The sequence below is a fragment of the Escherichia sp. KTE52 genome (assembly GCF_000408325.1).
Classification (GTDB): domain Bacteria; phylum Pseudomonadota; class Gammaproteobacteria; order Enterobacterales; family Enterobacteriaceae; genus Escherichia; species Escherichia marmotae.
Genome location: NZ_KE138679.1, coordinates 35,860 through 61,397 on the forward strand (window position 1 = coordinate 35,860; position 25,538 = coordinate 61,397).

At 46.2% G+C, this 25,538-nt stretch carries 39 protein-coding genes and 2 pseudogenes; 20 read left to right on the forward strand and 21 right to left on the reverse strand.

The features are described from left to right. Positions 1–42: 42 nt before the first annotated feature. On the reverse strand, positions 43–837 hold the full coding sequence (locus A1SC_RS11875) for a hypothetical protein (protein WP_016262368.1): 795 nt from the start codon (positions 835–837) through the stop codon (positions 43–45). Positions 838–1,373: 536 nt separating this feature from the next. On the opposite strand from A1SC_RS11875, the gene parM reads away from it, so the two are divergent. The 4 genes from parM (at position 1,374) to A1SC_RS11855 (ending at position 3,913) form a co-directional block, all read left to right on the forward strand. Then, a complete protein-coding gene (gene parM / locus A1SC_RS11870; protein ID WP_016262370.1) occupies positions 1,374–2,330 on the forward strand; it encodes a plasmid segregation protein ParM domain-containing protein in 957 nt (318 codons plus the stop codon). A 10-nt stretch (positions 2,331–2,340) separates the two neighbouring features. Continuing rightward, entirely contained in the window at positions 2,341–2,706 is a 366-nt protein-coding gene (locus A1SC_RS11865) for a plasmid partitioning/stability family protein (RefSeq protein ID WP_016262371.1), read from the forward strand. A gap of 285 nt (positions 2,707–2,991) precedes the next feature. Next, the gene (locus A1SC_RS11860) at positions 2,992–3,633 is read left to right on the forward strand and encodes an AAA family ATPase (RefSeq protein ID WP_016262372.1); all 642 of its coding nucleotides are present in this window, start codon (positions 2,992–2,994) and stop codon (positions 3,631–3,633) included. Beyond that, complete coding sequence (locus A1SC_RS11855; protein ID WP_016262373.1) at positions 3,626–3,913, forward strand: hypothetical protein; 288 nt, start codon at positions 3,626–3,628, stop codon at positions 3,911–3,913. Before A1SC_RS11860 ends, A1SC_RS11855 begins: the two co-directional genes overlap by 8 nt. Positions 3,914–4,048: 135 nt before the next feature. Here A1SC_RS11855 and A1SC_RS11850 read toward each other — a convergent pair. The 7 genes and pseudogenes from A1SC_RS11850 to A1SC_RS11820 form a co-directional block, all read right to left on the reverse strand. Next, positions 4,049–4,867: pseudogene (locus A1SC_RS11850) on the reverse strand (DNA adenine methylase); the annotation flags it as partial. A 91-nt stretch (positions 4,868–4,958) separates the two neighbouring features. Beyond that, complete coding sequence (locus A1SC_RS11845; protein WP_068981782.1) at positions 4,959–5,579, reverse strand: hypothetical protein; 621 nt, start codon at positions 5,577–5,579, stop codon at positions 4,959–4,961. Between the two features lie 43 nt (positions 5,580–5,622). After that, complete coding sequence (gene rdgC, locus A1SC_RS11840; RefSeq protein ID WP_016262376.1) at positions 5,623–6,528, reverse strand: recombination-associated protein RdgC; 906 nt, start codon at positions 6,526–6,528, stop codon at positions 5,623–5,625. Between the two features lie 59 nt (positions 6,529–6,587). Continuing rightward, positions 6,588–7,142: a head GIN domain-containing protein gene (locus tag A1SC_RS11835; RefSeq protein WP_369759144.1), complete on the reverse strand. Its 555-nt coding sequence runs from the start codon at positions 7,140–7,142 to the stop codon at positions 6,588–6,590. Positions 7,143–7,261: 119 nt separating this feature from the next. Next, positions 7,262–8,242, reverse strand: a complete 981-nt coding sequence (locus A1SC_RS11830; protein ID WP_016262378.1) for a hypothetical protein — start codon at positions 8,240–8,242, stop codon at positions 7,262–7,264. Between the two features lie 3 nt (positions 8,243–8,245). Beyond that, positions 8,246–9,013, reverse strand: a complete 768-nt coding sequence (locus A1SC_RS11825) for a hypothetical protein (RefSeq protein WP_016262379.1) — start codon at positions 9,011–9,013, stop codon at positions 8,246–8,248. Beyond that, positions 9,010–9,801, reverse strand: a complete 792-nt coding sequence (locus A1SC_RS11820; protein ID WP_016262380.1) for a hypothetical protein — start codon at positions 9,799–9,801, stop codon at positions 9,010–9,012. The genes A1SC_RS11825 and A1SC_RS11820 overlap by 4 nt, the downstream gene beginning before the upstream one ends. Positions 9,802–9,964: 163 nt before the next feature. Here A1SC_RS11820 and A1SC_RS11815 point away from each other — a divergent pair, with 163 nt between their 5' ends. From A1SC_RS11815 to A1SC_RS0121905, 5 genes and pseudogenes are all read left to right on the forward strand, one after another. Further along, positions 9,965–10,267: a type II toxin-antitoxin system RelE/ParE family toxin gene (locus A1SC_RS11815; RefSeq protein ID WP_016262381.1), complete on the forward strand. Its 303-nt coding sequence runs from the start codon at positions 9,965–9,967 to the stop codon at positions 10,265–10,267. 71 nt (positions 10,268–10,338) lie between these two features. Next, positions 10,339–10,677 carry a HigA family addiction module antitoxin gene (locus tag A1SC_RS11810; RefSeq protein WP_000806445.1) on the forward strand — a complete coding sequence of 113 codons (339 nt, stop codon included), beginning with the start codon at positions 10,339–10,341 and terminating at the stop codon, positions 10,675–10,677. A gap of 56 nt (positions 10,678–10,733) precedes the next feature. Further along, positions 10,734–11,094 (forward strand): annotated as a pseudogene (locus A1SC_RS0121895) (type II toxin-antitoxin system HigA family antitoxin). 61 nt (positions 11,095–11,155) lie between these two features. Further along, positions 11,156–11,893, forward strand: a complete 738-nt coding sequence (locus A1SC_RS25465; RefSeq protein WP_016262383.1) for a hypothetical protein — start codon at positions 11,156–11,158, stop codon at positions 11,891–11,893. An 84-nt stretch (positions 11,894–11,977) separates the two neighbouring features. Next, complete coding sequence (locus tag A1SC_RS0121905) at positions 11,978–12,466, forward strand: stationary phase growth adaptation protein (RefSeq protein WP_050571717.1); 489 nt, start codon at positions 11,978–11,980, stop codon at positions 12,464–12,466. A gap of 225 nt (positions 12,467–12,691) precedes the next feature. Here the strand turns inward: A1SC_RS0121905 and A1SC_RS11805 are convergent, their stop codons facing one another. The 6 genes from A1SC_RS11805 to A1SC_RS0121910 all read right to left on the reverse strand — a co-directional run bounded on the left by A1SC_RS11805 (position 12,692) and on the right by A1SC_RS0121910 (position 15,995). Then, the gene (locus tag A1SC_RS11805; protein ID WP_016262384.1) at positions 12,692–13,897 is read right to left on the reverse strand and encodes a hypothetical protein; all 1,206 of its coding nucleotides are present in this window, start codon (positions 13,895–13,897) and stop codon (positions 12,692–12,694) included. Beyond that, a complete protein-coding gene (locus A1SC_RS11800; RefSeq protein ID WP_016262385.1) occupies positions 13,890–14,219 on the reverse strand; it encodes a hypothetical protein in 330 nt (109 codons plus the stop codon). The genes A1SC_RS11805 and A1SC_RS11800 overlap by 8 nt, the downstream gene beginning before the upstream one ends. A gap of 92 nt (positions 14,220–14,311) precedes the next feature. Next, on the reverse strand, positions 14,312–14,593 hold the full coding sequence (locus A1SC_RS11795; protein ID WP_016262386.1) for a HigA family addiction module antitoxin: 282 nt from the start codon (positions 14,591–14,593) through the stop codon (positions 14,312–14,314). Continuing rightward, complete coding sequence (locus tag A1SC_RS11790) at positions 14,590–14,889, reverse strand: helix-turn-helix domain-containing protein (RefSeq protein ID WP_016262387.1); 300 nt, start codon at positions 14,887–14,889, stop codon at positions 14,590–14,592. The genes A1SC_RS11795 and A1SC_RS11790 overlap by 4 nt, the downstream gene beginning before the upstream one ends. Then, positions 14,889–15,236, reverse strand: a complete 348-nt coding sequence (locus A1SC_RS11785; RefSeq protein WP_016262388.1) for a type II toxin-antitoxin system RelE/ParE family toxin — start codon at positions 15,234–15,236, stop codon at positions 14,889–14,891. The genes A1SC_RS11790 and A1SC_RS11785 overlap by 1 nt, the downstream gene beginning before the upstream one ends. 105 nt (positions 15,237–15,341) lie before the next feature. Then, positions 15,342–15,995, reverse strand: coding sequence for a hypothetical protein (locus A1SC_RS0121910; RefSeq protein ID WP_016262389.1), 654 nt, complete (start codon positions 15,993–15,995; stop codon positions 15,342–15,344). A gap of 124 nt (positions 15,996–16,119) precedes the next feature. Between A1SC_RS0121910 and A1SC_RS11780 the strand changes: the two genes are divergently transcribed. Both A1SC_RS11780 and A1SC_RS11775 read left to right on the forward strand, forming a co-directional pair. Then, positions 16,120–16,890 carry a hypothetical protein gene (locus A1SC_RS11780; RefSeq protein ID WP_072770501.1) on the forward strand — a complete coding sequence of 257 codons (771 nt, stop codon included), beginning with the start codon at positions 16,120–16,122 and terminating at the stop codon, positions 16,888–16,890. Between the two features lie 43 nt (positions 16,891–16,933). Then, positions 16,934–17,755 carry a hypothetical protein gene (locus A1SC_RS11775; RefSeq protein ID WP_016262391.1) on the forward strand — a complete coding sequence of 274 codons (822 nt, stop codon included), beginning with the start codon at positions 16,934–16,936 and terminating at the stop codon, positions 17,753–17,755. Between the two features lie 39 nt (positions 17,756–17,794). Here A1SC_RS11775 and A1SC_RS11770 read toward each other — a convergent pair whose 3' ends face one another. From A1SC_RS11770 to A1SC_RS0121920, 7 genes are all read right to left on the reverse strand, one after another. After that, the gene (locus tag A1SC_RS11770; RefSeq protein WP_016262392.1) at positions 17,795–18,145 is read right to left on the reverse strand and encodes a hypothetical protein; all 351 of its coding nucleotides are present in this window, start codon (positions 18,143–18,145) and stop codon (positions 17,795–17,797) included. A gap of 131 nt (positions 18,146–18,276) precedes the next feature. Further along, on the reverse strand, positions 18,277–18,597 hold the full coding sequence (locus A1SC_RS11765) for a hypothetical protein (protein ID WP_016262393.1): 321 nt from the start codon (positions 18,595–18,597) through the stop codon (positions 18,277–18,279). A 56-nt stretch (positions 18,598–18,653) separates the two neighbouring features. Further along, entirely contained in the window at positions 18,654–19,595 is a 942-nt protein-coding gene (locus A1SC_RS0121915; RefSeq protein ID WP_016262394.1) for a Rha family transcriptional regulator, read from the reverse strand. Then, entirely contained in the window at positions 19,595–19,810 is a 216-nt protein-coding gene (locus A1SC_RS11760) for a host cell division inhibitor Icd-like protein (protein WP_000201263.1), read from the reverse strand. Before A1SC_RS11760 ends, A1SC_RS0121915 begins: the two co-directional genes overlap by 1 nt. Positions 19,811–19,828: 18 nt before the next feature. After that, complete coding sequence (locus A1SC_RS26240; protein ID WP_071587538.1) at positions 19,829–19,948, reverse strand: ash family protein; 120 nt, start codon at positions 19,946–19,948, stop codon at positions 19,829–19,831. 174 nt (positions 19,949–20,122) lie between these two features. Next, positions 20,123–20,290: a hypothetical protein gene (locus A1SC_RS25470; RefSeq protein ID WP_000218500.1), complete on the reverse strand. Its 168-nt coding sequence runs from the start codon at positions 20,288–20,290 to the stop codon at positions 20,123–20,125. A 331-nt stretch (positions 20,291–20,621) separates the two neighbouring features. Continuing rightward, complete coding sequence (locus tag A1SC_RS0121920; RefSeq protein ID WP_024214621.1) at positions 20,622–21,197, reverse strand: Ref family recombination enhancement nuclease; 576 nt, start codon at positions 21,195–21,197, stop codon at positions 20,622–20,624. Positions 21,198–21,314: 117 nt separating this feature from the next. On the opposite strand from A1SC_RS0121920, the gene A1SC_RS25475 reads away from it, so the two are divergent. The 9 genes from A1SC_RS25475 (at position 21,315) to A1SC_RS11720 (ending at position 25,535) form a co-directional block, all read left to right on the forward strand. Then, complete coding sequence (locus A1SC_RS25475) at positions 21,315–21,470, forward strand: hypothetical protein (protein WP_157209371.1); 156 nt, start codon at positions 21,315–21,317, stop codon at positions 21,468–21,470. Then, on the forward strand, positions 21,470–22,081 hold the full coding sequence (locus tag A1SC_RS22895; protein WP_016262397.1) for a DUF4406 domain-containing protein: 612 nt from the start codon (positions 21,470–21,472) through the stop codon (positions 22,079–22,081). The genes A1SC_RS25475 and A1SC_RS22895 overlap by 1 nt, the downstream gene beginning before the upstream one ends. A gap of 29 nt (positions 22,082–22,110) precedes the next feature. Beyond that, the gene (locus A1SC_RS11750; RefSeq protein ID WP_050571723.1) at positions 22,111–22,395 is read left to right on the forward strand and encodes a DNA-binding protein; all 285 of its coding nucleotides are present in this window, start codon (positions 22,111–22,113) and stop codon (positions 22,393–22,395) included. Further along, positions 22,385–22,951: a hypothetical protein gene (locus A1SC_RS25650; RefSeq protein ID WP_016262399.1), complete on the forward strand. Its 567-nt coding sequence runs from the start codon at positions 22,385–22,387 to the stop codon at positions 22,949–22,951. The genes A1SC_RS11750 and A1SC_RS25650 overlap by 11 nt, the downstream gene beginning before the upstream one ends. Beyond that, complete coding sequence (locus A1SC_RS11740; protein ID WP_016262400.1) at positions 22,948–23,223, forward strand: DUF4752 family protein; 276 nt, start codon at positions 22,948–22,950, stop codon at positions 23,221–23,223. Before A1SC_RS25650 ends, A1SC_RS11740 begins: the two co-directional genes overlap by 4 nt. Beyond that, positions 23,220–23,444, forward strand: a complete 225-nt coding sequence (locus A1SC_RS11735; protein ID WP_016262401.1) for a hypothetical protein — start codon at positions 23,220–23,222, stop codon at positions 23,442–23,444. The genes A1SC_RS11740 and A1SC_RS11735 overlap by 4 nt, the downstream gene beginning before the upstream one ends. Then, positions 23,441–23,752 (forward strand): hypothetical protein, encoded by a 312-nt coding sequence (locus A1SC_RS11730; RefSeq protein ID WP_016262402.1) that lies wholly within the window; start codon positions 23,441–23,443, stop codon positions 23,750–23,752. Before A1SC_RS11735 ends, A1SC_RS11730 begins: the two co-directional genes overlap by 4 nt. After that, positions 23,749–24,435: a metallophosphoesterase gene (locus A1SC_RS11725; protein WP_016262403.1), complete on the forward strand. Its 687-nt coding sequence runs from the start codon at positions 23,749–23,751 to the stop codon at positions 24,433–24,435. The genes A1SC_RS11730 and A1SC_RS11725 overlap by 4 nt, the downstream gene beginning before the upstream one ends. Before the next feature lie 146 nt (positions 24,436–24,581). After that, positions 24,582–25,535: a DUF968 domain-containing protein gene (locus A1SC_RS11720; RefSeq protein WP_016262404.1), complete on the forward strand. Its 954-nt coding sequence runs from the start codon at positions 24,582–24,584 to the stop codon at positions 25,533–25,535. Positions 25,536–25,538 lie beyond the last annotated feature (3 nt).

Genomic DNA, 25,538 nt, shown 5'->3' on the forward strand with positions numbered 1-25,538 from the left:
TGTGTACCAATTTGTAACCATTTATGGGCTTAAATGGTGTGTTTATGGTTCCTTTTTAGTGTTGCTTTGGAGCGCATCGATCACACCTTGTGGCATGATCAAACTGATTGCCGGACTCATTACTTCATCGCCCAGTAGAGAACCGGTTAACGTAATAGCTACAGCATTCTCCAGTCCCTGTTTGGCTTTTCCGGTAGAGTCCTTAACTTGCTGTACAAGTGTTGAGAGACTACTGCTCGTGTTGTTTATTGCATTTATTTGTTCTGTTGCTGCTTCCACAGCGTCTTTTAGTGCTTTGATCTCTTCTTCTGTTAGTGCTGGTTGCTGTGTTGTTCCGGTGGAACTTCCGTTGCCTGAAGCCTCCCCGCTTGACGCCTGAACTTTTGCATTTATAGCGGTCATGGCTGAAGTGATTGGCACCAGTTCAAATGCTGCCAACGCGTCAATAAGCGATTGCGGATGCAGGGTATCTCCCATAACTGTTACGAGAGCAAATTCTGGCGCAGGAGATAACTCATTACCTTTGACGTAACATTCCCAGCCAATTTTCATCTGAAGTAATTCAGTTGGCGAAGTATACGGAGACAGCGAGTCGGCTAAATTGGTTGCTTCTGCACTGACAGTTTTCAGTTGTTCTGAAAAGACAGAAAGCTGATTGACCCATGAAACCACCGACGCCGGGTATGCTTTATCCTTCAGGATAAGAGCCTGGATATTCTCTTCCAGAGAACTGGCATTGGATGACGCTGTTTTACTTAGCGTGATAGATGCAGGCGTAGTTGTGCCTGATGCATTTAGAATTTTGAATGCATTAACTTCAGCGATTGAATCAAGCATTATGACACCTGAAAAATTGCCTCACCATTGGCGATGACTGAGCCACAAGAAAGGGGATCTCCCACACAAACAACTCCTTTCCCGCCTATTGCAAACCATGAGCGTGTCGATACGGCTGATCCGGGGTGCGCGCTATTTCCGTCTGTATGGCTGGGGAACGCTCCCCCATCTACAACCACTGGCTTTCCATTTACGGTAAACCAGGAAACTGTTTCTGCTACAGGTCGCGGAGGGAATCCTCCATGACCAGAACAAACTGTGTCACTGGTCGCTATTGCACTCATCTAACACCTCCTTTTTCTTAAATCTTCTCCACTTTGTGATTTTCACTCTTCAGATTTCTTACTTCTCATATTTGTCTCTGATTTGTCTCAAACTGGTATCGTGGGCACATCATGTATCATCTAAGTCTCTTTTGTGTCTCTCTTGCGTCTCTAGTTTGATGCTTTTTACGCTATCTAACTTCTGGTCTTATTTTGTTTTCTCATATAAAATTCAATTCTTTCTCAAATGTGTCTCAGAAGTGGAGCAATATGATGCGCATTTTTATCGACGATGGTTCTACCAATATCAAAATGCTGTGGGAACAAGACGGGGAAACTCGAACCCATATCTGTCCGAACAGTTTTAAACGTGGATGGTCCGCCACATTTGGCGCAGGAAAGCCGTTTAACTACATCATTGATGACGAAAAATATTCATATGACTTGATCTCGCCGGATGTGCTGCCGACGAATAACGTTGAATGGCAATACAGCCCGCTTAATGTGCTTGCTGTTCATCATGCCCTGCTTACAAGTGGCATTGAGCCTCAAGAAGTGGAAATAGTTGTCACGTTGCCACTGGCAGAGTTTTATGACGACGACGCACAATACAACATGAAAAATATTGAGCGGAAAAAGGCCAGCCTGATGCGACCAGTCACCCTTAACAAAGGTCAGGTTTTTACTATCAAAAAAGTGACTGTGCGCCCGGAGTCAATACCCGCAGGGATCGGTCTGTGCGACAGCCTTGTGCCAGCGCATTCTGTGCTTATTGTTGATCTTGGTGGGACTACTCTGGATGTGTCGATGGTCGCCGGGCAAATGACCGCCGTTTCTCGCGTATTTGGCGATTCTAATCTCGGCGTTTCGCTGGTAACTAAAGAGGTCAGACAGGCACTTGCAAAAGCGAATACCGAAACCTCTAATTATAATGTCGATCAATTAATCATTAATCGTGATGATGAGGATTATTTGACCGACAATATTAACGATCCGTCTGCTATTGATGATGTTAAGAAAGCCATTTCGTCAAGCATAGAACGACTCCGTACACGCGTACTGGATGTGATCAGTGATTTCAAAGGATACACGCATGTTATGGTCATTGGTGGCGGCGCGCCGCTTGTTGCTGATGCTATCCGTGAGCAGGTAAACATTCGTGACGATAGGTTTTTCGTTGCTGATGATCCACAACTTGCTCTTGTCTATGGTCTAAAATCTATCGGTTGATGAGGTTGCCATGTCTCAGGAACGTCGAAAAGTATTGTTTTATCTTCGTCCTGGTCTTAACGCCAGTGAGCAATATGCTGATGCAAAACTTGAGGGCCATCCATTAAGAGATCGCAATGATATGGCGCGCACAGCGATGCTTGCAGGTATCGCTCTTGGCGAGGTTGATAGCAGATTACCTCCCATGTTGGCATCGCTTTTATCCGGTGATAATAGCCCTGAAGTGATCAGAAAAATGCTGGTTTCATTTCTTGAAATTTCGCCTGAAGTTCGGGAAAACCCTGAAGGAAACCCCTCTGCCTCAGCGGATGTTAAAAAACCTGGCGTTTCGAAAAGCCGCTCTGCACAGAATTTGGCAAACTCACTCCCTGATTAACAAATCTACATCTTCAAAGGCTGCAATTTGCAGCCTTTTTTATACTGTTATGGTTCTAATTTGGTGCTGTTTTAGTACCAAAACGGTGTTGTTGTGGTGCTGTTTTGTGTCTGGTTCCACTTTGAGGCTGATTTCGTGTTAAACAGGATGCAACAGAGGGCAAATTTCGAGTGTTTAGTGTTATACTTTTGCAAAGCATAGTGACTCCACTATAGAGCCAAAACCGCATCAATAAGGCTTCTGTTTGGAGCCATTTTGATACCAAAATAACACCGAGGGACGGATATGATTATATTGGTAGCCAGCCAAAAAGGTGGCTGTGGCAAATCAACCACCAGCGTAAACATTTGTGCGGAGCTTGCCCGCGCAAATAAGGACGTAGTTCTACTTGATGCAGATAAGCAAGGAACATCTGCCCGTTGGGCATCGGACCGTAATGCGGCAGAGGTTTCTCCAGTAATTCATTGCGTCCAGAAGTTTGGGAATATTCGTGAAACACTTCTTGATCTGGACAAGCGTTATGAATTTGTGGTTGTTGATACCGCTGGTCGTGATAGCAAAGAGATGCGCACCGGTATTACTGCGGCGGATGTTTTGCTTGTTCCATTCAGGCCATCTCAGCCAGATTTAGACACGCTGGCGCATTTTGTTGAAGTCTTTGAAGAGGCTTTGGATCTGATGCCTAATCCTAGCATTAAGGCGTGCGCAGTTTTAACAATGGCCCCATCCAATCCGGTTGTGAATGAAGCCAATGAGGCCAAAGAGTACCTGGCTGAATATCCGCAACTGAAGTTGCTGAAAACCATCATTCGCGATCGCAAGGTTTACCGCGATTGTATGGCTGAAGGGAAGGGCGTTGTTGAGATGGACAACGGGAAAGCTAAAGGTGAAATCCAGATGTTGGTTAAGGAGTTATTAAGTGATTAAGCCTCGTAAATCGGTAAAAGCCCCCGAAGTAAAAGACCTCGATCTTGAACGCCGAATTGAGGCTTTTGCCAGCAAAGCTGATTTGGTGCCGGGTGAGCAACCAGAAGACAACAAAGTGCTCGATAAGGACGCCCCACGTGATTTTAAATCCATTCGTGTTGGCTTCAATGAATACGAGTACCAGGTACTTGATGCGTTAAGCAAAAAGCATAATCGCAGCAAATTGAATATGATCCGCCATGCTATCCTCATGCTTGCAGAGTCTGAGGATACAAAATGACGCCGGAATGACACCGTTTTGGTTCCATGTGTTATTTTGAGGCTACTTTGATTCCTTTTTAGTACCAGAATGGTGTTGTTAGTGTACCGTAACGGTGCTTGTTTGATGTTATAAAAGCCCCATATGGGGCTTTTCTTAATTAAGTGTGGCTATAATGTCGTTAGCTATCATTCGCGTTGATGCTTTACAGGATACAGAGCGACGGGATGGCATAGGATACACCTTGAAGCCATTGCCAACGTAAAGTTCGCGAATGTTAGGCGCACCACTGTTTGTTATCACAATTTTCGCTCCGCGTCTGTGGGCATCCACCAGCAGTGACACCAGCCGTTGTTGATCTTCAAACCTAAAGCTATGCCCTGAGTAATTTGTAAATCCGGTAGTGTCGGGCAATGGTTCATAGGGGGGATCGCAGAAAATCACATCATCATTCCCGGCAGCCTCAATTACACCAGCAAAATCGCCGGACACAAATTCCGAATACTTTGAAATATCGTCAGCCAGGAACGCCTCCATTTCCGCGAGAGGGAAGTGGGGTGATTTCTGCTTTCCATATCCGACGTTGAACTCTCCTTTACGGTTATAGCGAGTGACGCCATTAAAACAATGACGATTGAGATACAGGAACGCCGCTGCATGGTGAAGGGAATCATAAGCACCATTGTTGAATGCATTGCGAACATTCAAAAATGCATCAGCAGAGTTGTAATCCTGAAAAAAACGATATGCCAGTGTGATAAGAGAATGCCCTTCACGCTGCAATGTCTGATAGAAGTTAATCAGGTCATTATTGATATCGTTCAGCAGGTTGCTTTTAAATCCGGCATTAGTGAAAACAGCGCCACCTCCAACGAAAGGTTCTATCAACCGTTTTCCGTGGGGCAGGTGTTCGAAGATAATGGGCAGTGCAGAAAATTTGCCGCCGACCCACTTAAAGACTGGGCGATCAAATTCGTCCTCCGAGCGAATACGTCGCATATGGCTGATAGTGGCTTCCGCCGCAGGACGATGATTGTCGCTATAAGAAATAAATTTAGCACCAATATCAGCCACGGATTCCCTCCTTATTTGCTTCAAATACAGCTCTTGCAAAACCGTAAGGTGTCGCGCTACGAAAATTCGCTCTTTCAGGCCCTGGCGGTGCCTTGTGTATTCGGTTATCTGGATCACCTAACGACTTGTCGATTCGCGGAGTTGGCATGATGAATCCTTGTCCGCTCCACAGGCATGTTTTTTTGGTGTAATTGTCTTCCTTGCAATATGCAGTGAAGTGATAAGGATGGAATATGTGATCAGGTTTACGCCAGAATGTCGATATTTGGCTGACCGGGTTTTCAATCATGTACGGGCAACCAATCATCTTTGCAATGTCGTAACACTGCCAGACAACCTGCATTGCTTTGAACTGGAAAACCGGATCTTTTTTTGCTTTATCTGCGAACCAGCGTGCGCCAGATACAGCCAGGTCAGTACATGGAGGGAAACCGGCTAAAAATACAACTCTGTGCAAATTTTTCCGAAGGAAATTGTAGACCTCATCACTGTCAATAATTGCGCTGATACGTGTGAGTACAGCACCTGACTCCATCAATTGGCTGCCGGACTCCTGGTGTTGCGGATCGACAATGACTGCATCAATGCCGTGTTCCAGCCAGGGGGAAACCATATTCCCTGTATAATCACAAAGACTCACCGCCAGCGGTCGGTTATTAATGCTCTGCTTCACCGCCAATGGCCTCCACCAGCGAGCTAAACATCGCGGATAATTCGCTTGTGAACAGAATGAAGTCAGCATCAAATCGCTGGGCAACATCTTCACGGTCGATGTCATCGTTCTGGTCATAGAGATCATCGCAAAACGTCAGTGCTTTGATGCTCATATCATCGTTTAACCTGAAGGTCGCGCGGTCCTGCCAGTTGATTGCAACTGTTGTTGCAACTTTTCCGGCTTCAATATGAGTCATTATTTCCTCTGACTGTAGGTCTACTTTCTTGCAACGAACTGCGCTGCCGTCATCGAACAGAGATTTCAATATGGCTTCTTCACCTGCTTTAAAGCCTTGAGGAAATGTTGACTTGAACCATTCGGTCATAGTCATTTCGAGCGGTTCTATCGGCGTGAATGGAATCACCGGAAGGCTGCCAAGTGATTTACGTAAGAGCGCCAGCATTTCTTCTGCTTTTCTGGCGCTGGAAGCTTCCACGAAGACCAGATAGTTGTCGCGATCAATAAGGATTCGCGACAATGATTTGCGAGTGAATGCGCGAGGTAACAAAGAGTGGAGAACTTCATCCTTCAGGGTGTTTTTTTCCGACTTCTTCAGCTTACGAGATTGCTCATTTTCGAGCTTTTCCACTTTTTTCTGCACTTCCTCCTTAATGACATGAGAGGGCAGGAGCTTAATTTCTCGCTGTTGCTGGAGAAGTAGAAAACCGTGGTATTCATGGATCAGGTTGTCAGCCAGAACCGGCACCCATCCGACTTTTGCCATTTCTTGTGATGCGCATGGAGTGAATGTGAATTGGCTTAAGGCATCACTAACGGTGGTTGAGTCCAGTTTAATTTCGCGGGCAAGGCGATAGACGTATATGTTTTTAAAGGCGACTAATCTCATGTTTCGCAAAACTGTGTTAGAAAATGAAACTAAATTATCTAACACAGTTTTGCATTTTGCTATCCCTTCACAAAGGAGAAATTGCTCGCTGTTGCTTTTAGCGCGCCACCAGCTTTCAGGGCTATATCACCATCAGCGGCGACGGTTACATTGCTGCCTTTTACATTAACGTCTCCATCAGAGGATACATTGGTTTTGCTGCTTGATTTGACGTTAACCTCACCTCCAGCATTAAGCACTATATTCGCCGGGCCGATTATGTAAATCTGGCCGGATTCGTTCATCCCTATCCTTGATCCTGCGGCGGTGTTTGCTATTTCATAGCCACCGCCAGCCGTTCTTACCTCAAGGATATTGTTTCGGTGAATAACAAAATCTTCAGTCGCCGAAAACTGGGGGCGGGCAGGAGCACCATCAACTTCTTCTGGCGACCATCCACTTCCTTGTCCGGAGGCTTCCGGAGGCACATTTGGTACGCCTCCTGGGGCATCCTGCGCCGCGCCAACGATTAAAGGTCGGCGCGTGTCTATCCTGCCTTTAGCATCCAGATAAGGAAATTCGACCCAGACTAAATCGCCGCTGACTGTAGGTGTAAAGGCGTTACCGATAGGCATTTGATACTCTGCCCATGGGAGGTCTTCATCCGGTACACCGTTCCAGTCAGGCAGTATGCGGACCTGCGCTCGCATAAGTCCGGCAGGGTGTTTGGTCCCTACGATTTGCGCTCTGCGTTTCACTGGTTGGGTACTCCTAATATCATTCGTGTTGTATAGCCGATCCGGTCTTCAAAATGGGCTACGTTTTTCACCAGCAGCTTACGAGGCAACGATTCGTCCAGCTTATTTTCCTGGTCGTAACGATACACGAGGATCTCAATAACCATTCCCGGCGTGATGTCGGGATTACCCGCGACCTCAATATCCATTTTGGGTACGAGCGACAATTGCATATTGCGCAGAGTTTCCATATCCGGATCGGATATATAGCGTATTGGAAGTGAGCTATCGCCATATTCGACATAGCCTTCAGTCATTGAATAGCCGGTAAATCGATACTGAGTATTTGCCGTAACGGCATACTCTTGCTGTATAAGCCTCATTTTTGAAATCGTGTATTCCGCCCTGGGGTTGTTCCCTTCATAGGTGAATGATGGTTTGGCTTTCATAAGGTCAGCTAATGTATAAAAGTTAAACTGACCACGGCAGGCCCAGCATAAAGCGCCTTTGTCGCGGGCCATTTCAGATAGCATTTTGGAGGGTTTTTCCCCGGCGGAAAGATGGTACGTACAGCTTCGTTTCAATGCGCTGGAGGCGATTTTCAGTGTACCGGTATACGTCTTGAAGATGGTATCAGGCGTTTTATTTGTATGCAGGTTAGCCCGTAGAGCGGGGATCTTAAATATCCGAACGTCTTCACTGACTGCAATGACCGTAATGACATCACCAGCCAGCACCGCAGATGTTACGAAAAAAGTTGTTTTAAACGTACCTGAATTGCCTTGTGGATCACCCATCTCTGCAACCAGTGCTGCGCCGTATTTTGTTTTCCAGTCATCAATTATGGTGCCGGTAATGTCGTGAATTTCCAGTTTCAGCAATGGTGCACGCAGGTTTGCCTTTTCCACATATACGGCAGTGAATATCCACTCCCTGGGCACTTTGTTTCCGTTGATGGTAATGGACTGTAGAAAGTATTGCTGTAGCTCCTGGGACATGGCTTACCCCATTCTCAGAGAGGTTTCAGTAATAATTCGTTTCGCGTCCAGCTCCCAGGCGGTGATCACGTCTGCTATAACACTAATTGCCGTTTGTGCAGCATAAATACGCTCTTCCCCAATTGGGGCTGAAACATCAGTAAAACTGATGTCTTTAGCATCCTGAATCGCGCAGATTAGCGGGACGGGTACTCGTACCAGCGGGGTTGTTGCTTCAAACTGCGTTCCTGCCATCAAGCGAAGACGTGCTCCTAGCGAATTACACATCAGACTCATGGTCGCCTTATCCGTCGCCATTAACGTAACGTCATACGTCAGATTTGCCTGGGTGTATTCCAGGGCTACTAAAGGCATACCGCTGCCAGGTTCGCAGAAGTGATCACAGCTTTTGCGGTCTATCTGCTGGTCATTGTTGATATAGCTGATATCCATTGAGCGCGAGATATTAATCAGAGGGAGCGCATCGCGATTAATGTTCGGATTCTCTGGCTTTCTCCCTTGCCCGGCATTAGCACGGCGAACCGCTTTAAGGAACTCGACCGCGTTATCAAAACGGGCAACATAAACACGCTCCGCTGGTGGGCGACTCAGGAATGATGCAAAGCGCCTTTCTTCTTTTGCTGGTTCCACCAGCGTTACGTCAGAAAAAATGTCGCTGATTAGCGTAGCAAAAGCGTTATCCACTCTTTCCAGACCAGTTGTCTGGAATTTTCCGGTACGCGTTGTCTGCCACTCGCCAATGCGGGACAGGAGAGTTTTGTTGGGTGTCATTCGATCACTCCGTTTTGAGTGGTATCAAAGTTCCTGGCCGGGATGCAGTAATACAGGGAGCCGACGTGTTGTGTTCCGTAGCTGAAGATTCGATGCACGTACCACCAGCGGCGGGCGAGGCCATTCGCCATTTCTTCGTTCCATTCCAGGATTGAACCAACAGGTACGTTGTTTGCAGCAATACGCAGGATTAGCACTTCATCAGCAAGACCATCCTGTTCTCCATCGGCATCAATGGCATGAAACGAATCCCTTCCGTCCGGGTTATCCAGGACGTATACGATTTCCGGTTCCAGATAGGTAAGCTCACGCTGGTTGTTGTCCAGTTGCGTGAAAGACTCTTCACCTGTTTCATCGTTTACGACGCCATAGGTGCCATCAGCCGGGCGGTATAAAAGCGCCTCGAACGCGTCAGGGCTTGATTCAATAATGAGCATCCAATCGGCGCGGATCTGGTCGTTGAACGCTTTATGTCCGTTATATCGGGTTTTAAGCTGCTGGTTTGGTTCTCTGTTAGCGAGCGATGCCGGTAGGGGAGCGATGTCAGGTTCAATCACTTCCGTAACAGAGTCACCAGCATTATCAGGCCAATTATCATGGCTATTAGATTGGGTGGCGGCGTGCTCTTCCAGAATACTGAATGGCCCTGCACTGACATTCCCATTTTCCGTTGTGCTTCCTTCATTCGCTTCAACCGTCGTTGTCTCTTCTCTCTGCGTGCTGTCATGTTCTGTTCCCTTTCTCATCAGGCTTGCATCATCAGCAAGCCATTCATCAAAACGGCCCATAAGCGTCCTCAAAGGTCGATTTATCAGGTATCGAAAGGAAGATTTTCGGGAGATTGTGATTTTGGATGGAGGAGGGGAATTGTTGCAATATGCACTTGCGCACGGTGCAACGGTGCGCTATCATTATGACATTCATTAATAATCATGGAGGATAAGATGATCGATGAGCAAAAAGATTAACATAAAGAATTTCAGGGATGAGTGGCTTGATGATTTTTTTGAATTTTCAATACCACACAAAAAGATACCTTCTGATATTCAGATTACATTGTTGCGGAAGCTGGATATTATCAATGCTGCAACTACTTGGAAGGACTTGAGATCACCACCAGGTAATCGGTATGAGGAATTGTCAGGGAAGCTAAACGGCTATTCATCAATAAGGGTGAATAAGCAATACAGGTTAATTTTTAAGTGGGTTAACGGAAAGGCCGAGGACTTGTATCTCGACCCTCACAAATACTAAAACAAATACCCGGCGGATGGGCCGGGTACTGACCAGAGTCCACTTAATACGCACGCTAGTAAGGGCAAAAAATGAAACAGGCAACCAGAAAACCGACGACTGTAGGTGATATCCTGCTGTACGAATACCTGGAGCCGTTAGAGCTTAAGATCAACGAGTTAGCAGAAATACTTCATGTTCATCGTAACACCGTAAGTGCTCTTGTTAATAATAATCGTAAGCTAACGATGGATATGGCATATCGCCTGGCAAAAGCATTCGATACTTCTGTAGATTTTTGGATTAATCTTCAGACCGCAGTAGACCTGTGGGAAGTCGAAAATGATATGCGCGTTCAGGAAGAGTTAAGTCGTATCAATACTGCTGAAAAATTTATTTCTCAGCGGAACCTGAATAAAAAAGCAGCCTGATATAGTAAAACACATACAAAAAGCCCACTTAACAAGTGGGCTTTCCTTTGGAATTAATGAACATTAAACCTATCCGTACAGAACAAGATTATGAGGCCGCACTGCGTGAAGTCGAACCGATGTTCGATAACGAACCGGAAATGAATACCCCGGAAGGTGATTTCTTTGAGGTCATGTGTCTTCTCATTGAGGAGTACGAGAAAAAACATTATTCCAATTGAGCCACCATCACCTATTGAAGCCATTAAGTTCCGTATGGAACAGCAAGGGCTGACCGTGAAGGATCTGGAACCGGCTATTGGTAAATCAAATCGTGTTTACGAGGTGCTAAATGGGACACGAAATTTGACGTTACCTATGATTCGCCGTTTACATTCCCAGTTTGGCATTCCTCTTGAAAGCCTAGTTGGTGTTTAAGTTTGGCGGTCTGGATGACCGCTTTTACCAAAAGTAAAGTTAAGAAGGTTTGATTGTTTATATGAGCAAAGATTCATCATTAGAAAATAAAGATGAAAATATCACTGTCAAGAATACAATCGAAGAAGCCATTAGAGACAAGTTATTTAATAAGTTGTTTGCATATGTTGTGGTTTCTTTTTTTGTCGTTAACTGGCAGGATATTTTCATTTTATTTAAATCAAAGTACGATATATATACGACATTATCTATAGTATGGGTAGGTGATGAGTATAATATCCCCTTTTTGCCATCATTCATTTTGCCACCATTTGTAGCTCATTTTGTCATGCCATTTATATATGGCACTGTTGCGTCTGTTATTATACCTTATGTTACGTTGTTTATATCGAAAGCCACAGGTAGAAATTATGCAAGGATACGATATCTTGATTATGAATTTGATTTGAAAGAGAAAGCCAAAATAGAAGATTTAATGTTTGATCTGCGTAGCAAAGAAAGCGCCAGATTAGATTTGGATGCAGCAATAGAGGAGAGAATAAAATCATTAAGTGCAATCGACTCTAAGAACAAAGAGCTTCTGGACGACAGAGTTGCTTTGTTCGAAGGCATAAAAGCGATAGTGGATGTATATACAGAAAAAAATAAAAGAATCTCCTCGCCTGAAGATTTTGTTGATTTATTAAAGGCTGTGGAAAGAACTGATTTTTATAAGGATATTGGTTTGTCTGGCATAAATGATTTAATAGCTGATTTAAAGAATACTTACGAAGACATACTTAAACCCATGTCCGACTAACGCTTAAAAGGCGGATTTTCCGCCTTGCTTTGATGACTTTGATGTAAAACATTTTTTCAGCTATTTGAACACCATGATGGTGTTATTCGTGATTTGTCATTTCTTGATGCTCATCAGGCTGTGTTTGTTCAGCAACAAGAAGGAAAGCAACCGATAGAGTATCGCTTTTGGGTTACGTACTCTTTTCACTGCTTCACAAAAGACTATGCACACCAGACTGAGGAAGAGAAACTGGCGTTAATGTACCACGCCCCTAAAGAGTCTCGTCCATTTTGTGAGCGTCGCTATAATCTTGCCAAACTTCACTTAAAAGAGGCAATTCTGTCATTGTCGGAAGGTAAGGTGATCCATGCCGGATACGGAAGCTATGCCGTTATTGAGGTAAATATTGGGGAGGGTAACAAGGAGTATTATTTTGTTGCGTTTAAGGCTTTCAGGGAAAAGAAAAAGTTGCGGTTACACATCACTAGCGCCTACCCGGTATCAGAAAAACCAAATGGCAGGTCAGTGAAGTTTTTCGCAATCGCATACAATCTGTTAAGGAACAAACCGCTTCCTAAGCCACCAAAATAACAAAGCCCACCTTAAGGTGGGCTTCGCCAGAAATTATTTTCTGGTATTCAGAACGCCATTACCGGACTTTGCCTTGACCAAGTATCACAACAGGCTTGACCTGTTATGATAGCTGGTTGCGGGATGTCTGAATTTCTTCAGTCTGCTGCATCCTCGAAGGTTTGGTTCAACATGTACCATTCCTTCACCGTCATAATAGTGAACTATTCACGTCCTTACAAACACTTATACATTTTTTACGTTGTTCTTCACATACGCCATGAACATCTTTTCGGCTTGTGCTGGTGGTGTTCCTGCCATAACAAGCGCGTCAATGAACGCCTGCTTCTTCAGTGCGAACTGGTCAGCAAGACGTTGCTGAAGTTCCTTGTTTTTCTGCTTCTCCCGTTGCAAAGCAGCTTCTTTTGCCGCTGCCCGTTTTTTCTGTGCGTCGGATAACTTTCTGGCCCTCGTCAGTTGGTCGCGCAGCTTGTCGATCTTACCGTTGTCCTTTGCCAGTTTTGAGCTTAAAGCGGCCTGGCGTTTCTGATAGAGCTTCCATTCACGTTTAGCTGCCTCAACATTCGTTTTGCTGCTACGGTTTCGATTGAACGCCTTCTCGTCTTCTTTTGTGAAGTGTTTTGTCGTGCGGCGGCGATCGTCACCAAAGGCAACTTGCGTTGCAGCTTTTTGCAGGGCGCGAGCAATACTCATCTGCCAACTGGCAGACTGTAGTCGTGTCATTGAGTGGATCACATGTTTACAGGCGACGCCTTGCAGCTTAGGGTTGCGAACTTTTGGATAGGCGTATTCTTTTGGCGGGGCCAGGGCAAAGTTACCCGCAGTGGCGATGTAGCGATACCAGTATTGATGGCGACCGCAGTCACAATCGAAAGACACTCGCCCGGCACACAGTGATTTTGTGACTTTCAGGGCTGATTTATCGTCTTCTGCGATGTCATCGACCATCTGATCCCATTCTTCAAAACGTACCCGGACAATGTGGTGCTGGTGAACGGATATATCGGACGCTTCCACGCGGATATTAATCACATTGTGACGAAGAGATACGGGCGTAGCTCTTTTGATACCAGAACCGTCGTCTACGGCGTTATTTGCTCGCTTAATATCGATAGCCTGGCTGGACGCTACCAGTTGTGCGTATGTAATGCCAGCCGTCTTGCTGTCGTATTTTTCGCGTGCTTTGCTTCGCAGCTTTTCGAAGCCTTTCAGATCGTCACGCGTAAAGAACGTGCCGCCTTTCTTTTTCCCCAGCTTAAGAATGTCTTCGGCTGATTTATTCCTAAGCCTGCCCGGCGTGAGTGTCCTGTGCGCCTGGCGGCGTTTGCGGTTTTGCTCTTTCCTGATGAGTTCAAATACGCGTGTGAAATCCTTAGAGGACAGGCCGTCAGTGATATATCGCCCGTCCTGATTTTTCAGGAAGTCAGGCATTTTCTATCTCCGGTGCCGAGCCAGCGTAATCGCGAATCTTGTTTCTTAGCCATGCTGCGTCAGGAAGAGTTAACGTTGTCCCTACCGGCATTTCTTCCATTTCTGACTCATGGCCCACCAGCACGCGAAATACCCAGCGCAAATCAGCGTTGCCATAGGCGCGATAGGCCGCCAGGTCTGAGCGATAAACCTCATCAATTTTTATCGTGTACTGGAAATTATCGGAGTGATACTCCGATACCCGCTTGATCATCTCCTGATGGAATAGTGCGCGCAGCACATCGTCTTCAATGCATCGATCGTCGAGCCTGCTGTAACTCATAACAGTTCCTCACAGTCATAACCTGGGGGGAACTGTATGCAGGGTGTGAAATGCGAGAAAGCAGCGTCACCTTGCCTGGTGACGCTGTGAAATTATGCGTGTGAAAATAATGGACGGATGTTTGGGCGAGCGGTTTGCGAAGCAACCCAAAGCTCATACTGGGATTGCATACCGGTCCACATTTCGGCACTGGTTCCAAGAGCGGACTCCAGACGAAGTGCCATATCAGCGGAAATACCTGTTTTTTCGTTCAAAATTCGGGAAAGTGCCGTGCGAGTAATGCCTAATGCAGCAGCGGTGTCTGTGACTGATATGTCTCCCAAATATTCACGAAGAACCGCGCCTGGATGCGCGGGATTATGCATACGACTCATATGTGGAAAGCAACCCGTTTACCGGTTGGCAATTCAACGTCCAGACTCAACTTCCCACCCATAGCCTCAACGTAACGTTTAAGCGTTGCCACTTTCAAGTCATTGCCTCGTTGTTCAAGTTTTGTGATGGCTGGTTGACTAATTCCCATCGCATCGGCAACTGTTTTTTGTGATAACTGAAGCTCCTCTCTCAACATCTGCAATCCGACTTCCAGAATCATTTCATCAGCCTGCTCTTTGATACGAGCTTGGCTTTCAGGGGATTGCGCAGCAATAACTTCTCTTAGAGTTCTCATTATTTTTTCTCAAGTTCTGCAAGATGGTTGGAAAATTCGTCGTCTGCAATCCGTATCATTCTTTCGTAGAACTTTTTATCGTTACTTTTATCTCCGGCGCACAGGATTATGGCTTGCCTTACCGGATCAAATGCGAAGAATGCTCTGATAGGGCGACCAGCGTACTGAATCCGTAACTCCTTCATGTTTTTATGGCGTGAGCCTTTAACTGTGTCGGCATATGGCCTTGATAATGAAGGGCCATATGTTTCCAGATTGATCAGGTCAACCAGGATTTTTTCTTTTAATGCAGGTTCCTGTTCCTGGAACCATTCATCAAAAATTTTTCCAAAATAAATTTGCCACATAGTTATTCAAAATCCTTTTTAATAAACTACATGTTATAAACTACAGGTTATAGCATATAACCTGTAGTTTATATTTTCAAGACCGTTTTTTATTCGATTTAGCATTTAAAGTATCACGGTATCCTCATCAACTTCTGTCCCTGCCAGTGACTTTGGCTGGGAGGCGGCTGCTTTAACCTTCTCATGCCCAATAATGGACAGGAACGAGGCCATTATCCCTGCTTTGTTTTCTTTCTCTACCGATCCAGTCATTTGCTTCAGGTAATCCGCGCTGGCAACATTGTGGTATACCGTTGCATAGCAGCACAGAATCATCAGGATGTGCTCTGGTCGGATATCTTGCCAGTTAACTCGATAAACCTCTTCACCGTTGCCGTTGTATTCGGTATCGACGATAGAGTCGGGGATCTCGAATGCCCCTTTGTTCTTGTCAGGCAGGGATAGCAGCCTTTGTAGTTTCAGCTCTCGGTATCTCTCCATGCCGACAATGATCGCCGCTCTGCCGTCGGCGTGCCGTGTTTTTAATGTTACCTGGCTGGCACCTGTACCGGCTGAAATGGTTGGCGTGATTTCGTCAACCAGCACCTTAAATTCACTTTTACGCAGCTCGGCAATTGCTGGTGGAATTTTTCGTTTTTGTTCAATAGCAGATGCTGGGAGGGGCTTTACTTTGTCAATTACAAGCGCACCGTCTTTCAGGACTGCCGTAGCCATCAGCGGCTTGTTAGTCGAAAGGCTGAATATTGCGATCTTTTGCATGGCTTTTACTCCACGATAGCAGGCACAAAAAAAGGCCGCACATGGCGGCCTGCTTTGGCGTTATGACTCCCTACCGCGCATCGGCTGAAAGTTAGTCGTCAAAAGAACCTTCAACGGGAGCCGTTTGCGCAATGGATTTTGTCCAGATTGTGATTTCCAGAATAGTGTCAACAATTTTTTTGAATTTTTTATTCGCGCTGAATTTGGCCTAAGTCATTTTGGCGTAGATGTTTGCTTTTGTAACATAAAACTTCAGTTTGTTTACATGAAGGATGGTTTTGTGAAGTTAAGGGTTTTGGGAGCAGTGCTCGCGGTTATATTGGGGGGAGTTTCTCTTAATGCTGCCTATGCAGGCGCGTTACCTGCAAAGTATGAGGCTGGGCTGAAGGTGTTGCGAAACGCCAAAACAAACTATACGCCTGATGAAGTTTCAAACTATTGCCAGAAAGAAAATATCCCGCTGAAACCTGTAGAGCCATTCTTTAAAAGCAACATTGAGTTCTGTGTATTTGCATATGCAGCAGATGAAACAGGCAAAGCCATACAAAAGACAGGGTATTCCACCAAAGACACAATGTCGGTGTTAAGTAACGGCGTGTTGCAGTTTGAGCTTTATCGTCAGCAAGGAATGGGAGATCTATTGCAGCCTTTGTATATGCTGGCTTGGGTGCCTGAAGGGCAGCAGTTTCTTATCCGGAAAGGGATGCTTCGGCAAAGTGATGTGGCAGGATTCAATAACATGATGGAACTTGAACGAGCCGCGAAGCAAAAACAAGCACCTAAGCAACCTACAGCGGAATGCATTCGTAGTGAGATCCAAAAGATATTAAGTGAGCAGCCTTACATTGATCGTGGGGTAGCCGAAGTCGCTGCAAAAATGAAATGTACTAATTAAAGTCAAATAGAATAACAAAATGGTAACATCTGGAGTTTGTGAAATGTTTTTAAAGAAATGCGGAAACATATTTTGTTCAACAGCGTTTACTGCTGTTATTGCTCTTTCGGTTCCCAGCATATCTTTTGCTGAAGATTTTAGCAAAATTGACTGTAACGCCACAAAAACAAGGCAGATGTTGATCGATGATTATAACGAACTTTTAAAAGATGAACCGGAAAAAGTAACAGTAATTGATGCTTACGATCAGGTTAATGAAATAAGCGAAAAAAATAAACTCCAATGCTTGGGAACGTATGAGTTCTCTGATGGAAGCACGCTTAGAGTTAGGTATAATTTATACCTAAACAGCCTAGGTACACCTATATATAAATTTGTCCCAGTTGAGGATTTAACGCAATATGACGTAAGCGCATCTATTCATAATGCTCCTGCAACCATTACGAGTGCGCCTGAAAATAATGGAAAAACATACGCCTGTAAGGTCGCTGTAACCTACAATGGAAAACGCTCTAACTACATGGGGGATTCTGGTACATGGGATCGTGTGATTACTGATTATGGATCTTACTTCTCATGGGATTTGCCACGCGGAAACAGAGGTAACAGCACTGGGCAGGATGCTTTTAGTGGTATAGACGAATCAAAGCCTGTATTAGAAAATCAGTTGGTGAGAAAGGAAGTCGAAAAAGATGGTAGTGTGGTTGATGAGTTCAGGACTGAAGTAAGCTATGGTGAGAGACAATCAGCACATAAGTTTGTATATGCCCGTAGAATAAAACCTACAGGGACGAGAGAATATTATGTCACAGATCTGACTGATAAACGGGCATTTATGTTTCTGAATTGTCAGCAAGATTCGTAGTTGATATAGCAGGCTTAAAGATTAAGCCTGCTATTTGTTTTACTCGGTAATTGTTTTACAGTTGTTTTTATTTAAGGCCAACCCAAGTTTACTTGAGGCCAACTCATTTTCGGTGTGAGTGCCAGCAAACACAAAGCCTTGTTTTATCTTGTTTATGGTGAAATATTTGTTGTACATGAAAGCCCAAATAAAAGAGGCGATCCAGGGGCCAATTCCGGCAGTGAGGAATGCCAGTATCAGCATCACCACGAACACCCCAATGAAGGTTATAAAGTCTTTCCTGAACAAAGCAGGAAAAGCACCAAACAAGAATGTAGTCCAAGAAAAACCATAAAAACCGGTTATTGACTCGCCAGTTTGAGGATTTTCAAGTTTAATTTTAGTAGCCAAAACTATTCATCCTTTAACATAAAAAACAAATACTTATAAAGCTGTGTGAGTCCGCAATACTACTAATTTACACTTTGTAATGCAATGAGTTGATGTATGTCTTGTGACGCTGTTATTCATATCTGTAGGAGTTAAGATTTTTCGGTAATGGTGATTTCATCTCCTAGCCGATAACGGCGGGGAACGGAATTCTCCATCAGGTCGCGAATTGCTCCCGCCTCACGCAGTTCCTCTGTCTCCCAGTATCTGTTTGTCACCAGGTCAAGGCTGGCAATGACTTTATGCCGGTCATTCGGCATGGCTTCTTTTTCAGCCATTATCATCAGTGAGAACTCTTCATCCAGTAGAATTTGATACCAGACTTTTGACAGTTCCAACTCTCTAATGAGGGTGAAGCGCCGCTCAATTGTGGCGGAAGAATAAGTGAAATCAATTTTTTTCGTGGCATACATTTTGCTGTGTCCGGTCACTTAGTAGTTAAAGCCCCGGCATGACCGGGGCAAATCTATTAACTAACAATCCAGTCGGTCGCTGCTACATCTTCTGGCTGTAAATCAATCGCATAGATCTTGCCGTCGCGAATGGTGCGCCAGTTTTTCCGTGAGCCTCTTTCGGGCCATACCCAGACACTTTCAGGCCAGGATGCTCGACGGCATACGGTTGCATACCCTGTTTTAATCTTCTCTCTGGCGGTATGCAACGACAGGTTTGCCTTTGGACTTTCAGGCACAGGATGGTGAATGGCCTGAAATAGCCCCATCTTGGGATGATACCAGCGTTTGTTGCGTGGTTCTGCCTCCGACATAACCTGCTTAAAGGCTTTCCGGAAGGGGGCCAGGGCCACAATGGAGCGCCGCGCAAGCAAACCGTCGGGAGTTAAAAACTCATGCGTATCAGTGGGTATCCGGTAAGCGTTGACCAGGTTACGGCATTTGGCTTCAGTCAGGCCACATTTCGCCGCCAACTGGCGGTAGCCAATGTAGCCTTCCGGAATATTACCTTTCTTGATCTGCTCGACGGTTTCAGCGACTTTGGACACTTGTGCCGATACTTCGGCTACCTGGGCATTAACGGCGTTGATCCGGCGTTCATGCTCAAGATGCATTTGCGCCATTTCAGCCAGAATTTCGGCTTTTGATTTTAACTGTACCCGGGCATTCTCCAGTTCGCGCCAGCGGTCCACCAGCCGGGCGGTGAATTCGGGAGAGAGCTGCGCGACGACGACAATACTATCGCGCTTGCCTTGCTCGCCTTCGAAGACATAGACCGGATCTTTGACAACCTTCCCTAAGTTATTGATTCTTTCGACGAACTCATTTTGAGTTTCTCGGATGACACCGCTAGCCATCATATTGCGAATGGTACGTAAAACATTGCCGTGACGACTACCAACTAACTCTGCAATATCTAGGCTACTCATTGTCGCTTTTTGAGAGATGGACAGATTCATCAGTGCACCTCCACGCAGTTCATCGGCAGATTCCAGTAATTGAGGATCTCCATCGCATCAAGAGTGAAGCGAGCAGCAAAAATGCAGGGTTCTTCGGGAAGGTATGAGCGCGCTTCTGCTTCGGTTGCAGCCATGACGCAGATATACAGGTGTTTTTGGCAGGAATAGAAACGCCAGATAAATTCAGAATGAGTTGGGGTAGGGATAGTAGCCATATTGGCAGCCTCCTTTTGCTAATTTAAGGAGCTACCGCGTGAGGTCTCAATCTCAATGGCGGTAGCACTGGCTGGGTTGAGACTACCGGCGCAAAAGGGAACCGGCCTGCCTTTCGGCAGCCCAGCCAGCACTACCATTGATCTTGGAGCTATACGCTACGTATGGCTGTGCGATGGCATGACACAAAAAAAGACGCTTTCGGCGTCTGTGTCGCCTTTTGCATTATCCGGGGTCTCAATCCCGGCACCCGTTTTTCTAAGGTGCCGTAGAAATATACCTCACGATAATGCCAGGGCGCAACAGTCAGTATTTTATGCTTTGGCGGATTTCTTCCGGGCTTGCTTGCAGGCGTAGGCCATTGCTTTAGCTTTCACTTCATCCAGCTTTCCGGTGATCACTTCTTTTCCGAGAGTGACAAACCAGTCATAGCAACCGCCAGTGATGTTCTGGATTTGAAAGTTGAGGTAGCGAACGGTCATTTTGACACCCCCAGCGCGAGTAAAGAATGCAGATTATCGCGTGAGTGGCGGACAACGAGTGATGGGAAAGGACAGTAGCTGTTCATAGTGTAGTGACTCCTTGCTTTCGGAGCCGCCATCGACTGTTCCACGGTCTGGTGGCGGCGCAATAAAGGTTGGAACACCGTGAGTCAACGGGGGCTTTTCAGCCACCTATATTGCACCGCCATTGGTATGGCGGCGGCAATCATACGAAAAACCAAACGGTTTGTCTCAAAAAGTTGACCGGTGTACCAATCGGTTGTGAATGTACAACGGCGAATCTCACAATTCAACTTAAAATGTTAGAAAATTAATTCATTAATTCAGTCACCATCTGATACAACGTCATTTCATCAGCATTGTGCCGCCTGAAATCTGCTTTGCCGCCTATTTTTCCATCAGCATGAACAGGAACCAACCAGGGGTATTGCTCGCGGATCTCTGCTGGCGCTGCGTGTTGATGGTGCCATTTACACAAAGGGAGGACGTATTTATGCGCGTTCTCTGCTGTTCTCCCAAAGATGTGGTGCAGGGATACCACAGGGCTATGCTGTCCGTGCATATGGCAGGCAATGCAGGGGAGAGCACCGATGGCAGTTTGTATCCGGCGCTCATCTGCTGTGAGTGTTCTGCCTTTCAGGCCGCGTGACGCGCGCGTTTTTTTGACAGGAGCAGAAGCGGCCTTCTCTTTTCTTCGCTGTTCATATTGCTTCGCTTTTTCAATTTTCTTTTGCCGATATTCAGGCGATGCGGCTTTTTCTCGCGCACGCTGCTGCTGGCGTTGAGCTTGCTGAAGACGCTTTGCCCTTTGTTCCTCCCGCCATTTCGGATCAGCCAGTTTTTGCAGGGCTTTTTGTGTCTGTTTCTCCCAATAGCTTTGCTTCATAGAAATACCCGGTTTGTCTACATAGCCGCTATGGTTGATCAAACGTGTTAGAAAATCAAAATTGATTTTCTAACACAAAATGAAGATACTTTTTTTCAGACGCTATATCAGGAGGTCATGATGCTTGTCGCAATAAGTGCAATCCACCAGCAATCCGGTACAGAAATTGGGTTGCTATATGCCCTGTTTTTCACTGTCCTGGCGTTGTTTGAGCTGGGCATTGAACTCTTTGCTCTCATCAACTTTTGCGTAACGTTCCTGGGGAAACTTTGATGTCAAAACGCATTATGAAAATTTACATCGCGGGTCCGATGACTGGTTATCCCGACTACAACCGCACAGCGTTTTTTTCGAAAGCAAAAGAGCTGATGGAGGTAGGGCATATTGTTCTGAATCCGGCGCTGTTACCTGCTGGCCTCTGCCAGAGCGAATACATGGATATTTGCCTTGCAATGGTGCGTTCGGCTAATGCGGTCTATTTGCTCAAGGGGTGGGAGGAATCAGTTGGCGCTCGTGCAGAGCACGAGCTGGCTCAAAAGCTGGGGCTGAATGTAATTTATGAGTCACCAACCAACATTGAATGCCAGGTTGCTCCGCATATTTACCGGGAACTGGTCAATGCACTGCGTGATATCGCTGCTGTATATCACGGCACAGAACAGCTTCGTGAGCGTTTAGCCCATACCATTTCCTATTACCTGTCTGCATCTCATGAGCACAAGCTCCGTCAGAAGGTAATGATCAAATTTATCATGAGGTTATCGAAATCCCTGGCAAACGCCGATCCAAAGAATCCATTACCGAAAGTGGCAATGAATTACCTGAAGTCCTGCAACATTGTTTCTGAAGATGGCGTTCTTTTGGTTAGAAGGAGTTCTGCGTGAGCTGGCGGGGATGGGGAAGGGCAGAAATCATGATACTCCGCCAGTGCGCCGGGACTATGACAGTCGAGGGTATTGGGAGACTGATCGGGCGTACCGGTGGTGCTGTCAGGACTAAAGCGCGGCAATTGCGGATCAGCATGATTCTGAAAGGTGACTTTCACCAGTCAGCCAAATACCGGCAGAGCGATATAGAGCTGGCGCGGCAGCTTCATCAGTGTGGCGTTCCCCGCCGTGAGATCGCAGAAAAACTCGAAATGCCCCTGGGAATGATTAATCAGTACGTTTATTTCGAAAGGAGAGTGCATGAAGTCTGAAGGTTTAACGCCCGCACAACTGGCAGAGCGTAACGCTGAGTATGTAACGGAAATTTCCCGACTTGAGAAAGAGCGCGCGGCGCTGGCGGCGGAGAATGCAAGACTGAAGGCCGGGGCTATGTATTTCTCATATGGCTCTGAATTTAGTTTCGAGTGTCACAAAACTGCTGAGGAGGCTATCGCTGCTGCTGAGGCTGCAATTGACGACTATAGAGGCGATGCTTGCGATGGATGGAGCGAAGAGGTCGAAAGCATTTGCTGGGGGGTAATTATTCAGCAGGCAACCAAGGTCGGTGAACGCAAGAAGAGGAAATGCGACAGAGTATCACCATGGATTGAAAGAGTTTGTGATTATGAGCTTCGACCTAATGTCGAAACCCCAGCCACCGACGCTTTCCTGGCTGAAGTCCGGGCGCAGGGATTGGAGATGTTTGCACAGAAATGTAACTCAAAATCCGAACAGTCGCTTGCATCTGATATACGCGATAACTGGAAACTACTCGGTGAACATGCAACTGACTTTGCCGATGAGCTTCGAAGAGGAATCAGCAAGTGAATATCGACACGACAATAACGATCGATACGCTCCTAAATACCGGTCTGGCACTTCTCGGTTGGCTTTACATCATGTCCCGTACATGGCGATGGCTGGGTTCCATTTTCCTGAAACAGTGGAAAAAACGGCGCAAACAGGAACTACGCCAGAAGGCATTAGAAGCGTTCTATGACGCATTTGAGCTTAGCCGCATTGAACCAGGTACAACAGCCAGGATAGCGACAAAAGGCGACCTGATGATAGTGATGTTCAGACAGGAGAAAACAAAATGACAGAACAGACGATGACAAATCGCGAACTTGTTGATGCCGCGATTGAACTTGCTGGCGATTTTTATTCCATGTTGGGTTACGAGCATCGACCTGGTTTTAAGTATTGGGAGTCACCGCATCCGCAAGAACAACAGGTGTTTGAAATGGCCTGCCGTGCTTTTGAGGTTATTCGCGGTTCTGATGTGATGGAGGCCGTTGCCGACTTGGAGGATGAAGAGTGAGCATCATTAAAGAAATGCCGGTAGAACGTGATGAATATGGCTGCTGGACACATCCGGAGTATGAAAAGTTTTGCGCAGGTCGTGAATATATATCCACTGAGGAATTTGACGCCTGGATGAAGGAAAATAATCTTCAGTGGACTATTCGCAGTATGGATGAAGATCATTTTAATCTGGACGCAGATGGTCCCGATATTGCCGCCTGGGAACCAGAGCGACCAGAGGGCGAAGGATGGTTTGTTGGCTCTATTCATGACACTGAAGATGGCCCGGTTTGTATCTGGCTGCGGGAGAAGGTTGCCGCATGACCCAGGCGCTGCATGAAGTGAATTTATATAGCCGTATTGATGGTTCAGGCTACAGAAACATATGGGTTGTTGGTGATCTGCATGGTTGCTACACCAGATTGATGTCTGAACTTCATCGTGTGGACTTTGACCCGACACAGGATTTACTGATATCGGTTGGCGACCTTATCGATCGCGGCACCGAAAATGTTGAATGCCTGGAGCTATTGCAGATGCCCTGGTTTCGGTCGGTTATGGGAAACCACGAGCGATTAATGATCGATGCGTTAAGCCCCGCAGGCAACGTGAATAACTGGCTAATGAATGGCGGCCAATGGTTCTTCATGCTGGACGCTGATCGGGAAATATTAGCCAGGGCGCTGGTGGAACTGGTAAGACGTTTACCCTATATCATTGAGTTGAACACCGGGCATGAAACTATCGTTATAGCCCATGCCGACTATCCTGATAACGAATACCAGTTTGGTAAACCTGTTAGCGATCTCAATGTTACCTGGCGGCGTGAGCGATTTTATGACGCGGTTGATGGTGTTGGTGGAATGATCACTGGTGCAGATAGCTTTATTTTCGGGCATACGCCAGTAAACAGCCCGAAATCTTTCTGGAACCAGCACTACATAGACACTGGCGCGGTTTTTTGCGGAAATCTGACGCTAAAGCAGGTGAAGGGAGGACAGCCGTAATCCTGAACACATCGTTTATGCACTCAAAACCGTGTTAGAATATTGATTTTAATTTTCTAACATATTATTTTACCGCTCGGAACAAAACAGAGTCGGTATACATTATGAGTGCAATAATCACACCTCATTTCGTAAACGGAGCTGGTGTGGCTGTCTTTCCGGTAGACAAGCCCACCAGCAACTACATTGGCGCAGGTCGCCGTTTCATTATCTCTCCACTTCCGCGCGAACAGGCTGAAAACACGCCAGATGGCGTAGTGGATCTGAACTATTCGCTGGTTGCCAACCAGTCTCTGAAAGCATTTTTTCAAAGCGAGCGCGTATTTAACGCATTAGGCGGTGAAGATTCGCTTGTTCATTGGGTAAGTTCCAATATCCACGATTGCCAGGCGCACGATAAGCGCGATTGCAGCCACCAGCTAACCACTCATTTCTATAACGGCTCTGCCGTTCGCCTGTGCTGGAAGCATGATGCGGAATACATGATGAAGGGGTACGGCAAGCTGGATGACCAGTTATCCCTGAATCGTGCCAACTGGGTTATGAACTGGGCTGCGAGCGAGTTAAAACTACCGCCAGAACGCGATCTGAGCATGGTTGAACTCACTTTTTGGGCCATTCGCCGGAATCTGAAAGACGAGCTGCCAGATGAAGCCGGTCGCATTGCATTTTGTCAGCCAAAACAGGAAATCCCTACCGGCACACTGAAAGAATCGGATATCACCTGGGAGCACAGCACCCGTGAGCTGGTGGACATAACCGCAGAGCAGATCGTCAACCTGTCTGTAGATGAGGATTCCGGCCTGCTGTATATGCGCCGACCAAAAGCGGTTCTCGGTAAAAGCCCGGCTTATCTCCGGTTTGTGATTTCTCGTCCGTGCATCGGATGCGGAGGCAAAGTTAATCACCCGTTCATGTACCGCGCCCGCTCGTTAAACGAACACGATCGCTGGGCCGTTCCTCTTTGCGATGAATGCGCCAGAAGCGCAGAAAACGATGTCCGGGCATGGGAAAAAACACATGGCATACGCCTTTACGTAGCCGCCAACCAGCTTTTCGACTTCGCCATCGAGCGCGGAGTGATCACGTTCAATAACTGATGG

Coding starts and splice junctions, on each gene's coding strand:
- A1SC_RS11825 (WP_016262379.1), bottom strand. CDS start 9,013: ATGACACCCAACAAAACTCTCCTGTCCCGCATTGGCGAGTGGCAGACA.
- A1SC_RS11795 (WP_016262386.1), bottom strand. CDS start 14,593: ATGAGTCGTATGCATAATCCCGCGCATCCAGGCGCGGTTCTTCGTGAA.
- A1SC_RS11760 (WP_000201263.1), bottom strand. CDS start 19,810: ATGGCTACTATCCCTACCCCAACTCATTCTGAATTTATCTGGCGTTTC.
- A1SC_RS11845 (WP_068981782.1), bottom strand. CDS start 5,579: ATGGTTTCCCCCTGGCTGGAACACGGCATTGATGCAGTCATTGTCGAT.
- A1SC_RS0121915 (WP_016262394.1), bottom strand. CDS start 19,595: ATGAATCTGTCCATCTCTCAAAAAGCGACAATGAGTAGCCTAGATATT.
- A1SC_RS11810 (WP_000806445.1), top strand. CDS start 10,339: ATGAAACAGGCAACCAGAAAACCGACGACTGTAGGTGATATCCTGCTG.
- A1SC_RS11815 (WP_016262381.1), top strand. CDS start 9,965: ATGAGCAAAAAGATTAACATAAAGAATTTCAGGGATGAGTGGCTTGAT.
- A1SC_RS11835 (WP_369759144.1), bottom strand. CDS start 7,142: ATGCCTATCGGTAACGCCTTTACACCTACAGTCAGCGGCGATTTAGTC.
- A1SC_RS11875 (WP_016262368.1), bottom strand. CDS start 837: ATGCTTGATTCAATCGCTGAAGTTAATGCATTCAAAATTCTAAATGCA.
- A1SC_RS25650 (WP_016262399.1), top strand. CDS start 22,385: ATGAAGTCTGAAGGTTTAACGCCCGCACAACTGGCAGAGCGTAACGCT.
- A1SC_RS25475 (WP_157209371.1), top strand. CDS start 21,315: ATGATGCTTGTCGCAATAAGTGCAATCCACCAGCAATCCGGTACAGAA.
- A1SC_RS0121920 (WP_024214621.1), bottom strand. CDS start 21,197: ATGAAGCAAAGCTATTGGGAGAAACAGACACAAAAAGCCCTGCAAAAA.
- A1SC_RS11820 (WP_016262380.1), bottom strand. CDS start 9,801: ATGGGCCGTTTTGATGAATGGCTTGCTGATGATGCAAGCCTGATGAGA.
- A1SC_RS25465 (WP_016262383.1), top strand. CDS start 11,156: ATGAGCAAAGATTCATCATTAGAAAATAAAGATGAAAATATCACTGTC.
- A1SC_RS11750 (WP_050571723.1), top strand. CDS start 22,111: ATGATACTCCGCCAGTGCGCCGGGACTATGACAGTCGAGGGTATTGGG.
- A1SC_RS11765 (WP_016262393.1), bottom strand. CDS start 18,597: ATGTATGCCACGAAAAAAATTGATTTCACTTATTCTTCCGCCACAATT.
- A1SC_RS25470 (WP_000218500.1), bottom strand. CDS start 20,290: ATGACCGTTCGCTACCTCAACTTTCAAATCCAGAACATCACTGGCGGT.
- A1SC_RS11800 (WP_016262385.1), bottom strand. CDS start 14,219: ATGAGTTACAGCAGGCTCGACGATCGATGCATTGAAGACGATGTGCTG.
- A1SC_RS11775 (WP_016262391.1), top strand. CDS start 16,934: ATGTTTTTAAAGAAATGCGGAAACATATTTTGTTCAACAGCGTTTACT.
- A1SC_RS11790 (WP_016262387.1), bottom strand. CDS start 14,889: ATGAGAACTCTAAGAGAAGTTATTGCTGCGCAATCCCCTGAAAGCCAA.
- parM (WP_016262370.1), top strand. CDS start 1,374: ATGCGCATTTTTATCGACGATGGTTCTACCAATATCAAAATGCTGTGG.
- A1SC_RS11805 (WP_016262384.1), bottom strand. CDS start 13,897: ATGCCTGACTTCCTGAAAAATCAGGACGGGCGATATATCACTGACGGC.
- A1SC_RS11860 (WP_016262372.1), top strand. CDS start 2,992: ATGATTATATTGGTAGCCAGCCAAAAAGGTGGCTGTGGCAAATCAACC.
- rdgC (WP_016262376.1), bottom strand. CDS start 6,528: ATGAGATTAGTCGCCTTTAAAAACATATACGTCTATCGCCTTGCCCGC.
- A1SC_RS11785 (WP_016262388.1), bottom strand. CDS start 15,236: ATGTGGCAAATTTATTTTGGAAAAATTTTTGATGAATGGTTCCAGGAA.
- A1SC_RS11735 (WP_016262401.1), top strand. CDS start 23,220: ATGACAGAACAGACGATGACAAATCGCGAACTTGTTGATGCCGCGATT.
- A1SC_RS11830 (WP_016262378.1), bottom strand. CDS start 8,242: ATGTCCCAGGAGCTACAGCAATACTTTCTACAGTCCATTACCATCAAC.
- A1SC_RS26240 (WP_071587538.1), bottom strand. CDS start 19,948: ATGGTAGTGCTGGCTGGGCTGCCGAAAGGCAGGCCGGTTCCCTTTTGC.
- A1SC_RS11865 (WP_016262371.1), top strand. CDS start 2,341: ATGTCTCAGGAACGTCGAAAAGTATTGTTTTATCTTCGTCCTGGTCTT.
- A1SC_RS0121910 (WP_016262389.1), bottom strand. CDS start 15,995: ATGCAAAAGATCGCAATATTCAGCCTTTCGACTAACAAGCCGCTGATG.
- A1SC_RS11725 (WP_016262403.1), top strand. CDS start 23,749: ATGACCCAGGCGCTGCATGAAGTGAATTTATATAGCCGTATTGATGGT.
- A1SC_RS22895 (WP_016262397.1), top strand. CDS start 21,470: ATGTCAAAACGCATTATGAAAATTTACATCGCGGGTCCGATGACTGGT.